Annotated in this window: 2 protein-coding genes; both read right to left on the reverse strand. The window is 71.8% G+C overall.

The features are described from left to right. Positions 1-15: 15 nt before the first annotated feature. Positions 16-5,514 carry a type I polyketide synthase gene (locus ACK1X7_RS04625; RefSeq protein ID WP_413116844.1) on the reverse strand — a complete coding sequence of 1,833 codons (5,499 nt, stop codon included), beginning with the start codon at positions 5,512-5,514 and terminating at the stop codon, positions 16-18. Positions 5,515-5,634: 120 nt separating this feature from the next. Then, positions 5,635-12,258 carry a type I polyketide synthase gene (locus tag ACK1X7_RS04630; protein WP_413114668.1) on the reverse strand — a complete coding sequence of 2,208 codons (6,624 nt, stop codon included), beginning with the start codon at positions 12,256-12,258 and terminating at the stop codon, positions 5,635-5,637. Positions 12,259-12,261 lie beyond the last annotated feature (3 nt).

A 12,261-nucleotide genomic window follows, 5' to 3' on the forward strand; every position in this document is an offset into this window, starting at 1 on the left:
AGGTCACCTTCCCTTTCACTCGTAGGCGCGGTCGGAGTCCGACGGGTCCACGATTCCGAACTCGTCGTCGATGAAGGCCAGTACGTCGTCGACCGACGCCGCTTCGAGCGTCGCCTCGATATCGGTGCCTCCGGGCGGCCCGGGGGCATCGGTGCTGAGCTTGGCCGCCAGGGCCCGGAGCCGGGCGGCGGCGCCGGTGTCCTTGGCGCTGTCCGGTGGCCGTGCGGCCACCAGTTCTTCGAGCCTCGCCACTTCGTCCAGTACCGGGTCCTGTGTGGTGTCGGCGCTCAGGTGAGTGGTCAGGTGGTCCGCCAGGGTCAGCGGGGTGGGGAAGTCGAAGGCGAACGTGGCGGGGAGTCGCAGCCCGGTGCGGGCGAGGAGCCGGTCCCGTAGCTCTATCACCGTGAGCGAGTCGAAGCCGACGTCGGTGAACGCGGTATCCGGCCCGATACGACCGACCGATGCGTAGCCGAGCACATACGCCGCCTCCTGCCGGACCAGGTCGAGAAGGATCGCCTGCCGGTCCGTGGAGCCCGCCCCGGCCAGCCGTACGGTGAGCGCGTCGGCGTCGTGCGCATGCGCCGACCGGGCCTTCTGCCGGATCCGCCGGGGCTGGGGGACCAGCCCGCGCAGCAGCGGCGGCACCGCCCCGGTGACGGCCTGGGCCCGCAGTGCGCCGAGGTCCAGCTTGATGGGGAGGACCATGGGTTCGGCCGTACGCAGCGCGGTGTCGAAGAGTTCCATCCCCTCGGCCGGGGACAGCGCGGCGAGTCCGTCGCGTGCCAGCCGACGGTGGTCGGTGTCGCCGAGTTGGGCGGTCATGCCCTCGTCCTGGGCCCACATACCCCAGCCGAGGGAGATCGCGGGAAGCCCGTGGGCGGCCCGGTGCTGTGCCAGCGCGTCGAGGTAGGCGTTGGCGGCGGCGTAGTTGCCCTGCCCCGAACTGCCGAAAGTACCGGCGGCTGAGGAGAACAGGACGAAGGCCGACAGGTCCAGGTCCCGGGTCAGCTCATGCAGATGGAACGCCCCGTCCACCTTCGGCCGGAACACCGCATCCATACGCTCCGGCGTCAACGCCGTCAGCACACCGTCGTCCAGAACACCGGCCGTATGCACCACCGCCGACAACGGAACATCCACTGGAACCACATCCAGCAGCCCGGCCACCGCGTCCCGATCCGACACATCACACGCCACGATGCGTACGCGCGCCCCCGCCTTCACCAGCTCCGCCTCCAACTCGGCGGCGCCAGCGGCCTCAGGCCCGTTCCGACTCGCCAACACCAGGCTCCGCACCCCATGCACCGCCACCAGATGCCGCGCCACGACCGCACCCAACGCCCCCGTACCACCCGTCACCAACACCGTCCCACCAGAACCCACGCCCCCGGGCCCCGCCTCGGGCACCTCCACGACACGCGTGAGCCGTCGCAGGAAACATGCTCCCGACCGGACCGCTGCCTGCGTCTCATCGGCGGCGAACAGAGCGGGGACGAGGGTGCTCAGCGTCGCGTACGAGGACGGCTCGTTGTCGACGTCCACCAGCAGAATGCGCCCGGTGTTCTCCGACTGCGCGGTGCCGACCAGCCCCCAGGCGGCGGCGACGGCAGGGTCGACCCGCTCGCCCGGGTCGACGCCGACCGCACCTGTGGTCAGCACGACCATCCGTGTGCTGTCCAGCGCGGGTTCGGTCGACCACGCCTGGACGACCTCCAGTACGCGACTGGTCAGCTCGCGCACGCTCCCGGTGTCGGTCACCTCGACCGTCACGGCGTCGAACGGCCCGCCTCGCTCGGCCAGTGCGCGTACGTCCTCGGCCGTGGCCACCCGCACCGTGTTCAGTGGGGTGCCGTCCGGTGTCAACGCCGTCTCCTCCCATGCCGGGCGGAGCAGACGGTCGTGTGTCGCGGCGGTCTTGAACTGCTCGGACTCGACCGGGCGGGACACCATCGAGCCCACGGAAGCAACTGGGGCACCGGACTCATCGGCCAGGTCCAGGGTCAGGGTGTCCTCTCCGGTGGGGACCACTCGTACCCGCAAGGCCGTGGCACCCGTGGCGTGCAGCGCCACATCCCGCCAGACGAAGGGAAGGGCTGTCCGCTGATCGGCGCGTTCCGCACGGTGCTGGAAAGCGGCCGCGTGCATGGCCGCGTCGAGGAGTGCCGGGTGCAGTCCGAACCCCGCCGCGTGAACCCGATGCTCCTCCGGCAGCGCCACCTCCGCATACACCGCACCCTCCGACCGCCACGCCGCCCGCACCCCCTGAAACACCGGCCCATACCGATACCCAGCCCGCTCCAGACCCTCGTACAAGCCCTCCACTTCCACCGGATCCACCGCCACCGCACCCACCGGAGGCCACACCGACAAACCCACGTCGGGGACGGCGATCCCCTCCGCTGGACGCAACGTCCCGGTGGCATGCCGCACCCACGCAGCACCCACACCGGCATCCTCTGCCCGTGAATACACCCGCACCCCACGCCGACCACCCTCATCGGCCTCCCCCACACTCACCCGCACCTGCACCGCCCCGTCCTCCGCCAACACCAACGGAGCCTCCATCACCAACTCCTCCACCCCACCGCACCCCACCTCATCCCCAGCCCGCACCACCAACTCCACAAACGCCGCACCCGGCAACAACACCGCACCCGCAGCCACATGATCAGCCAGCCACGCATGCGACCCCAACGACAACCGCGAGGCGAACAACACCTCACCCGACCCCGGAACCTCCGTCACCGCCCCCAACAACGGATGCCCCACACCCAGCAACCCCGCGGACGCCACATCACCCACACCCCGCCGCTCCCCCACCAACCAGTAATGCTCCCGCTGAAACGCATACGTCGGCAGGTCAACTGAAGCGGTCCGCGGTCCGCCCAGCACGGTCGCCCAGTCCAGGTGCACACCACGCGTGTAGCAGGTGGCCAGAGCCGTGACCAGGGCACGGGTCTCGTCGCCCTCCCGACGGAGGGCCGGTACGAAGGCGGCGTGCCCCTCGTCCAGGCACTCGCGGCCCATCGCGGACAGCGTGCCATCGGGACCCAGCTCCAGATACGTACTCACCCCATACTCGGCCAGCGCCCCCACACCATCCGCGAACCGCACCGCCGAACGCACATGCTCCACCCAGTACTCCGGCGCACACACCATGTCCGCCTCCGCCAACGCCCCCGTCACATTCGACACCAGGGGAATCACCGGCGCGGCGAACGACACATCGGCGATCGCCTCCCGGAACTCCGCCAACATCGGCTCCATCCGCGCGGAGTGGAACGCATGCGAAACCGCCAGCCGCCTCGTCCGACACCCCCGCCCCGAAAGCTCCTGCGCCACCCGCAACACCGGCTCCTCATCACCGGACAGCACCACCGCCGCAGGACCGTTCACCGCGGCGATATCCACCCCCGGCACCAGCAACGACCGCACCTCCCCCTCACCCGCACCCACCGCCACCATCACCCCACCCTCCGGCAACGCCTCCATCAACCGGCCCCGCGCCGCCACCAACACCACCGCATCCTCCAGCGACAACACACCCGCCACATGCGCCGCCGTCACCTCACCCACCGAATGCCCACCCACCACATCCACCACCACACCCCACGACTCCACCAACCGGAACAACCCCACCTCCACCGCGAACAACCCCGCCTGAGCAAACACCGTCCGCCCCAACAACCCCCCACCCCCGAACACCACATCCCGCACCGAACCCGACACACCACCCACACCCAACTCACGATCCAGAGCATCACACACCGCGTCGAAGGCATCCCGGAACACCGGGAACACCTCGTACAGACCACGCCCCATCCCCACCCGCTGACACCCCTGACCAGCGAACAACACCCCCAACCGACCACGCACCACCGAACCCGACACCACCCCCACAGCCGACTCACCCCGCACCACCGCACCCAACCCCGCCAACGCCTCACCCCGATCCCCCGCCACCACCACCGCACGATCCGACAACCCCGCCCGCCCACAACCCAACGCAACAGCGAACTCACCGAGATCCTGATCCGGCCGCTGATCCAGAAAGGACAGCAACCGCTGCGCCTGGGCACGCAGCGCGCCCTCGCCCCGCGCGGACACCGGAAGAAGCGCCAGACCACCCGGCAGCTCCGGTGGTGCGGAGGGGGCAAGGTCAGGCACGTCCGGAGCCTGCTCCAGAATCACGTGGGCGTTCGTCCCACTCACCCCGAATCCCGACACCCCGGCCCGACGCGGACGCCCCACCTCCGGCCACACCCGCCCCTCGGTCAACAACTCCACCGCACCCGCCGACCAATCCACCTGCGGCGACGGCTCATCCACATGCAACGTCCTCGGCAACACCCCATGCCGCAGGGCCATCACCATCTTGATGACACCGGCCACGCCCGCCGCTCCCTGGGTATGACCGATGTTGGACTTGAGCGAGCCGAGCCACAGCGGACGGTCCTCCGGCCGCCCCTGGCCGTATGTGGCCAGCAGCGCCTGTGCCTCGATCGGGTCGCCCAGAGCCGTGCCCGTCCCATGGGCCTCCACCGCGTCCACATCGGTGGCGGTGAGGCGTGCATGGGCCAGCGCCTGCCGGATGACACGCTGCTGCGAGGGGCCGTTCGGCGCCGTCAGACCATTTGACGCGCCGTCCTGGTTCACCGCACTGCCCCGCACCACCGCCAGCACCCGATGGCCGTTCCGCTCCGCGTCCGACAGCCGCTCCAGCAGCAGCACTCCGGCGCCCTCGGAGAAGCCGGTGCCGTCCGCCGCCGCGGCGAATGCCTTGCAGCGCGCGTCGGCGGCGAGTCCGCGCTGGCGTGAGAAGCCGATGAACGCCCGGGGGGTGCCGAGGACGGTGACGCCACCGGCCAGCGCCATCGAGCAGTCTCCCGCTCGCAGGGCCCGCGCCGCCAGGTGGAGGGCCACCAGGGACGCGGAGCACGCGGTGTCGACCGTGACGGCGGGGCCCTCGAACCCGAAGGTGTAGGAGATCCGGCCGGACAGCACACTTCCGGCGTCGGAGGTCATCAGATAGCTCTCCAGGGCCTCCGGCAACTCCGGCAGCCCGGCGCCGTAGTCGCTGCCCGCGAACCCGGAGAAGACACCGACGTCCCTGCCGCGCCACGTGCTCGGGTCGATTCCGGCCCGTTCGAACGCCTCCCAGGAGAGCTCGAGCATGATGCGCTGCTGCGGATCCATGGTGACCGCCTCGCGCGGGGAGATCCCGAAGAAGCTCGCGTCGAACTCCCCGGCGTCGTGCAGGAAGCCGCCCTCGTTTACGTAGCTGGTGCCCCGGTGGTCGGGGTCCGGATGGAACAGGTGCGCCAGATCCCAGCCGCGGTTCACCGGGAAGCCGGTGATGCCGTCCCGCCCGTGCAGCACCAGGTCCCAGAGCTGCTCCGGGGAGGACACTCCGCCCGGCAGCCGGCAGGCCATCGCGACGATCGCGATCGGCTCCGTTTTCTCGGCCTCCAGCTCGCGGACCCGCTTCTGGGAACGGCGGGCGTCCGCCAGCACGCGCTTGAGGTATTCGCGCAGCTTCCCGTCATCTGCCATGAGTGTTCGCTCCTGAAGGAAACGGTGGCGTGTGCTGGGGGGTCGGCGGGGTGCGGTGGTCGGTCGCGCGGGGCACGGCGGTCACGATGTGCCGAATTCCCGGTCGATGAGCTCGAACATGGCTTCGTCGGTCGCGGTGTCCACGTCGAACTCCTCGTCCTCGTCGGCGGTTGTGGCGCCTTCCGCGGTCTCCCACTGCTCTACGAGGAGCTGGAGGCGGGCCAGCACCGTGGCGTGGGTCGTGGCGTCGGGGGTCACCTCGGCCAGGGTCGCGGCCACGGTGTCCAGCTCGGCCATCAGCACCTCGGAGGTGTCGACCTCCTGGCCCAGTTCGGCCAGCAGATAGCGGGCGAGTGACGCGGGGGCGGGGTGGTCGAAGATGAGCGTGGCGGGCAGCCGTACTCCGGCGCGGCGGGAGAGCCGGTTGCGCAGTTCCACGGCGGTGAGCGAGTCGAAGCCGATCTCCTTGAAGGGCTGGTTCGGTTCGATCAGGTCGGCCGAGGCGTGACCGAGTACGGCGGCGGCCTCCTGCTGGACCAGGTCGAGCAGGATCTTTTCCTGCTGGCCGGCGGTTGCCCTGGTCAGCCTGCTCACCAGGTCGTCCGTGTCCGCCGCCGCGTTGTCGACGGCCCGGCGCGGGGCCCGGACGAGGGCGCGCAGCAGTGCGGGCAGCGAGCCGGATCCGGCCAGGGCGCGCAGCGCGGCGAAGTCCATATGGGCGGGGACCAGTACGGTGTCGGGGCCGCGCAGCGCGGTGTCGAACAGCTCCATGCCCTCGGGCACGGAGAGGCCGAGCATGCCGCCCTTGGCCATGCGCCGCTGGTCGGAGTCGTCCAGGTGTGCGCTCATGTCGGTGACCTGCCCCCACAGGCCCCAGGCGAGCGAGGTGGCCGGCAGCCCCCTGGCGAGGCGGTAACGGGCGAGTGCGTCCAGGAAGGCGTTGGCGGCGGAGTAATTGCCCTGGCCGGGAGAGTCGAAGGTGCCCGCGCCGGAGGAGAAGAGGAGGAACGTGGCGAGGTCGAGGTCGCGGGTCAGTTCGTGCAGGTTGAGCACCGCGTCCACCTTGGGGCGGAACACCGCGTCCAGCCGTTCCGGGGTCAAGGTGGTGATGACGCCGTCGTCTAGCAGACCGGCGGTGTGCACCACGGCGGTCAGCGGGGCGTCCTCGGGGATCGAGCCGAGCAGTGCGGCCACCGCCTCCCGGTCGGCGAGATCGCAGGCCACCGTGCGCACGGTGGCCCCCAGCGCGTTGAGTTCCTCCTCCAGCTCCGGCATCCCCTCGGCGGCCCTGCCGCGCCGTCCGGCCAGGACGACGTTGCGCATCCCGTGCTCGGTGACCATGCGCCGGGCCACCAGGCGGCCCAGGGAGCCGGTGCCGCCGGTGACCAGGACGGTGCCGGTGGCGTCGGGGGTGCGGGGCAGGGTGAACACGTTCTTGCCGATATGCCGCCCCTGGCTCATGTACCGGAAGGCGGCCGGGGCGTGCCGTACGTCCCAGGTGTTCAGCGGCAGCGGGTGCAGCGCTCCCCGGTCGAACAGCTCGGCCAGTTCGCGGAGCATCTCCCCGATGCGGTCGTTGCCCGCCTCGTAGAGGGAGAACGCCTGGTAGGAGACGCCGGGATGGGTGGCTGCCACCTCCTCGGGGCTCCGCAGGTCGGTCTTGCCCATCTCCAGGAACCGGCCTCCTCGGGGCAGCAGCCGCAGCGAGGCGTCCACGAACTCGCCGGCCAGGCTGTCCAGCACCACATCGACGCCCCGGCCCTGGGTGGCGTCCAGGAAGCGCGGTTCGAAGTCCACCGTGCGCGAGTTGCCGAGCCGGTGTTCGCCGATTCCGGTGGCGCGTACGGCGTCCCATTTGGCGGGGGCGGCGGTGGTGAACACCTCGGCGCCCCAGTGCCGGGCGAGCTGTACGGCTGCCATGCCGACCCCGCCGGCGGCGGCGTGGATCAGTACGGACTCACCGGTTCGCAGACCTGCGAGGTCCCGGAGCCCGTAGTAGGCGGTGAGGAACGCCATCGGCACGGTGGCGGCCTGCTGGAAGGACCAGCCGTGCGGGATCCGGGCCACGGTGCGGTGGTCGGCCACGGCCAGCGGGCCGACGGCGTCGGGGAACAGCCCCATCACCCGGTCGCCGACGCCGATCCCGTCCACTCCGGGGCCGATCTCGGTGACCACTCCGGAGCCCTCGTTGCCGATGGTGGCATCGACCCTGTTCATGTCGAGGGCGACCAGTACGTCCAGGAAGTTCAGCCCCGCCGCCCGGACCTCGATCCGGACCTGACCGGCTGACAGCGGCTCCAGCGCGGCGGGCGCGGGGCGCAGGGCCAGACCTTCGAGGGTGCCGTCGGTGCCGGGCTCGAGCCGCCAGGCCGCCGCGCCCGCGGGTACGGCCAGCGCGCCGGTGGTGTCCGCGCGGGTCAGCCGACGGGCGTAGCGGATGCCGTCGCGCAGGGCCAGTTGCGGCTCTTCCACGGTGAACACGCTGGGCAGCAGGGCCAGGGACGCCTGGGCCCGGTCGGTGTCGACCAGGGTGATCCGCCCGGGGTTCTCGGCCTGAGCTGACCTCAGCAGACCGCATACGGCGGCGGTGGTGGGATCGGTCAGCTCCCAGTCGTGGTGCACGGCCACCGCGCCGTGGGTGAGCACGAGCAGCCGGGTATCCGCCAGTTCGGAGGCGGCCAGCCAGGTCTGAAGCAGTTCCAGCACCCGGCCGGTGGCCTCCCGTACGCCACTCGCGCTCGGCCCCTGGTCCTCGCCGGCCAGGTCCGGGAGCAGCGCCTCGCCCGGCAGGTCCGGGAGCAGCGTCTCGCGCGTCAGGTCCAGGAGCAGCGCCTCGGGAACGCCCAGGTCGGCGGTCTCGGCCAGTTCCCGGATGTCCTCGGCGGTCGCCACCGGTACGGGGTGCGGTGTGTCCGCTGTGGTGTCGGCCACGGCCGCCGGAAGCTCGTCCCAGCCGACGCGGAACATCCGCTCCCGGGCGGGGGAGGCGCCGGTGTCCAGCAGTTCGGTGGCCACCGGCCGGGACACCACCGATCCGACGGCGGCAACGGGCACGCCGCCGGTGTCCGCCAGCTCAAGCGCCACCTCCTCGTGGCCGCTCGGCGTGATGCGAACGCGCAGGGCGGACGCCCCGGCGGCGTGCAGGGCGACGTCGCGGTAGGCGAACGGCAGCGCCAGCGTGGCCTGTTCGGCACCGAGGTCGCGGAAGGCGATGGCGTGCATGGCGGAGTCGAGCAGCACCGGGTGCAGGCCGAAGCCATCCGCCGAGAGCCCCTGGTCCTCGGCGAGTGCGACCTCGGCGAACACCTCCTCGCCCCGGGTCCACACCGCGCGCAGTCCCCGGAAGGCCGGTCCGTAGCCGTATCCGGCGGCGGCCATGTCCTCGTACGCCTCCGACACCCGTTCGGGGTCCACGGGGACCGCCCCGGCAGGTGGCCACTGGGTGAGGCCGGTGTCCGGCGGGGTGGTGGCGGCGGCCGGGGCCAGGACACCGGTGGCGTGCCGCGTCCAGGCCGCCCCCGGTCCACTTCCCTCCGCGCGGGAGCGTACGGAGAGCGGGCGCCGCCCGGCGTCGCCCGCCTCGCCCACGAACACCTGAAGGCGGGCACCGTCGCCCTCGGCGAGGGTGAGCGGTGCCTCGATGACGAGCTCTTCCACCACACCACAGCCGACCTCGTCACCGGCGCGCACCGCCAGCTCGACGAACGCCGCCCCGGGCAGCAGCACCGTGCCCGCCGCCGCGTGGTCGGCCAGCCATGGATGCGTGCGCAGCGACAGCCGGGAGGTGAACAGCACACCGCCGGACTCGGGGAATTCGGTGACCGCGCCCAGCAGGGGGTGCTGGGCCGGTTCGAGGCCGAGCCCGGCCGCGTCGCCGAAGGTCTCGGTCGACTCCAGCCAGTAGTGCTGGTGTTGGAAGGCGTACGTGGGCAGCTCGACCCGGCGCGGCTCCGCACCGGCGAACACCGTCGACCAGTCCACCGGCAGCCCGCCCACATGGCCCTCGGCGAGGGAGGCGAGGAATCGCCGCGCACCACCCTCGTCGCGTCGCAGGGAGCCCACGGCCACCGCGTCGGCCCCGGCGTCCTCGAACATCTGCTGGAGGGCCGTCACCAGCACGGGATGGGCGCTGGACTCGACGAAGAAGCCGAATCCGTCGGCGAGGAGTTCGCGGACGGCGCCCTCGAAGTTCACCGGCCGGCGTGCGTTGCGGAACCAGTACTCGGCGTCCAGTTCGCCGGTGTCGAGCACACCGCCGGTGACCGTCGAGTAGAACGGGATGTGTCCGCGGCGCGGGGTGATGTCGGCGAACATGGCCAGGATGCGGTCCCGCAACGGGTCGACCTGGGCGCAGTGCGAGGCCACTGTCGAGCCCACGACCTGCGCCCGGATCCCGTCGGCCTTGCAGCCGGCCACGAATTCCCCGAGCGCGGCCACCTCGCCCGCGACGGTCACCGCCGAGGGGCCGTTGCGTCCGGAGATCACCAGCCGCTCGCCCCAGGCCGCCAGCCGCTTCTCCACGGCGTCGGCCGACAGCGCCACGGAGGCCACCGCGCCCTTGCCCACCAGTTCCTCGGCGAACAGGGCGCTGCGCAGGACCACGATCCTTGCCGCGTCCTCCAGCGACAGCACCCCGGCCACATAGGCCGCCGCGATCTCTCCTTGGCTGTGGCCGACCACCGCCGCCGGTTCGACCCCGGCAGCCGCCCACGCCGCCGCCAAGGACACATGCACCGCGAACAGCGCGGGTTGCAGGATCTCGATCCGGTCCAGGGAGGGCGCTCCGTCGGCACCCCGGATCACATCGGTGACGGACCAGTCCAGGTGGCGTCCCAACGCGTCGTCGCATTCGGCGAACCGGGTGGCGAACGCCGGTGAGGAGGAGAGCAGTTCGGCCGCCATGCCCTGCCACTGCGAGCCCTGGCCGGGGAAGACGAAGGCGATATGGCCGGTGGCCGGGCCGGTGCCGCGGATCACCTCGGGTGCGGCGGTGTTCCGGGCCAGTGCGGTCAGGCCGCGCAGCGCACCGTCCCGGTCGGCGGCCAGCACCACGCCACGCTGCTCCAGGGCCGCCCGCCCGGAGGCCAGCGACCAGCCGAGGTCCGGCAGGGCCACCGCGGGGCGTTCGTCCAGGAACGACAGCAGGCGCTGGGCCTGAGCGCGCAGTCCCGACTCGCCCCGCCCGGACACCAGAAGCGGGACCGGGGCATCGTGGCCATCGTCGAACACCGGTGGCGTCGGCGAGGACGGCGCCGGATCGGTGGCGGCGGTGGCCGTACCGTTTTCGGCGGCCGAGCCGGGCTCGGTGGACTGGACGGCCGGGGCCTCTTCGAGGATCACATGGGCGTTGGTGCCGCTGATGCCGAAGCCCGATACGGCGGCCCGGCGCGGCCGTTCCGCCTCCGGCCACGGCTGCTCGCTGGTCAGCAGCTCCACGGCGCCGGCCGACCAGTCCACCTGCGGCGTGGGAGCGTCCACATGCAGGGTGCGCGGCAGCAGGCCGTGCCGCATCGCCATCACCATCTTGATCACACCCGCGGCCCCGGCGGCGGCCTGGGTGTGGCCGATGTTCGACTTCACCGATCCCAGCCACAGCGGGCGGTCGCGGTCCCGGCCGTACGTGGCCAGCAGGGCCTGCGCCTCGATGGGGTCGCCCAGCGCCGTACCCGTGCCGTGTGCCTCCACCACGTCCACCTCGGCGGCCGACAGCCGCGCGCTGCTCAGCGCCCGGCGGATGACGCGCCGTTGCGACGGGCCGTTGGGCGCCGTGAGGCCGTTGGACGCACCGTCCTGGTTCACCGCCGAGCCGCGCACCACCGCCAGCACCGGGTGGCCCTCGCTGACGGCGTCGGACAGGCGCTCCAGCAGCAGCACACCGGCGCCCTCGGAGAACCCGGTGCCGTCCGCCGACGCCGCGAACGCCTTGCACCGGCCATCGGGGGCCAGTCCGCGCTGCCGGGAGAAGCCCACGAAGGCGTCGGAGGCCGCCATCACGGTGACCCCACCGGCCAGCGCCATCGAGCACTCCCCCGCGCGCAGCGCCTGCGCCGCCAGGTGCAACGCCACCAGCGACGACGAACACGCCGTGTCGATCGTCACGGCGGGGCCTTCGAGGCCGAGTGCGTAGGAGACCCGTCCGGACAGCACGCTTCCCGCGCCACCGGTGAGGATGAAGCCCTCCAGCCCTTCGGGGACCTCGGCGAGACCGGCGCCGTAGTCATGGAAGGCGATACCGGAGTAGACACCGACGTCCTCGCCCCGCTTGGTGGTCGGGTCGATCCCGGCGCGCTCGAACACCTCCCAGGACAGCTCCAGCATGATCCGCTGCTGGGGGTCCATCGCCACGGCCTCCCGGGGCGAGATGCCGAAGAAGCCCGCGTCGAACTCACCGGCGTCGTGCAGGAAACCCCCTTCCGTGGCATAGCTGGTGCCGGGGTGGTCCGGATCGGGGTGGAAGAGGTTGTCCAGGTCCCAGCCGCGGTTCACCGGAAAGCCGGAGATGCCGTCACCGCCGGTGGACACCAGCTCCCACAGCTCCTCCGGTGTGCTCACCCCGCCCGGCAGCCGGCAGGCCATCCCGACGATGGCGATGGGAGCGGAGGTGGCCGCGACCGCCTTGTCGTACTCGTGCTTCAGCCGGGCGTTGTCCTTCAGCGAGGCGCGCAGGGCTTCGACGATCTGTTCACTCTGGCTGCTGCTGCTCATGGC

This window comes from Streptomyces sp. CY-1 (assembly GCF_047218265.1).
Lineage (GTDB): Bacteria > Actinomycetota > Actinomycetes > Streptomycetales > Streptomycetaceae > Streptomyces > Streptomyces niphimycinicus.

Bases quoted from the DNA above. Each gene is read 5' to 3' on its own strand.
- ACK1X7_RS04630 (WP_413114668.1), bottom strand. From the start codon at position 12,258: ATGAGCAGCAGCAGCCAGAGTGAACAGATCGTCGAAGCCCTGCGCGCC.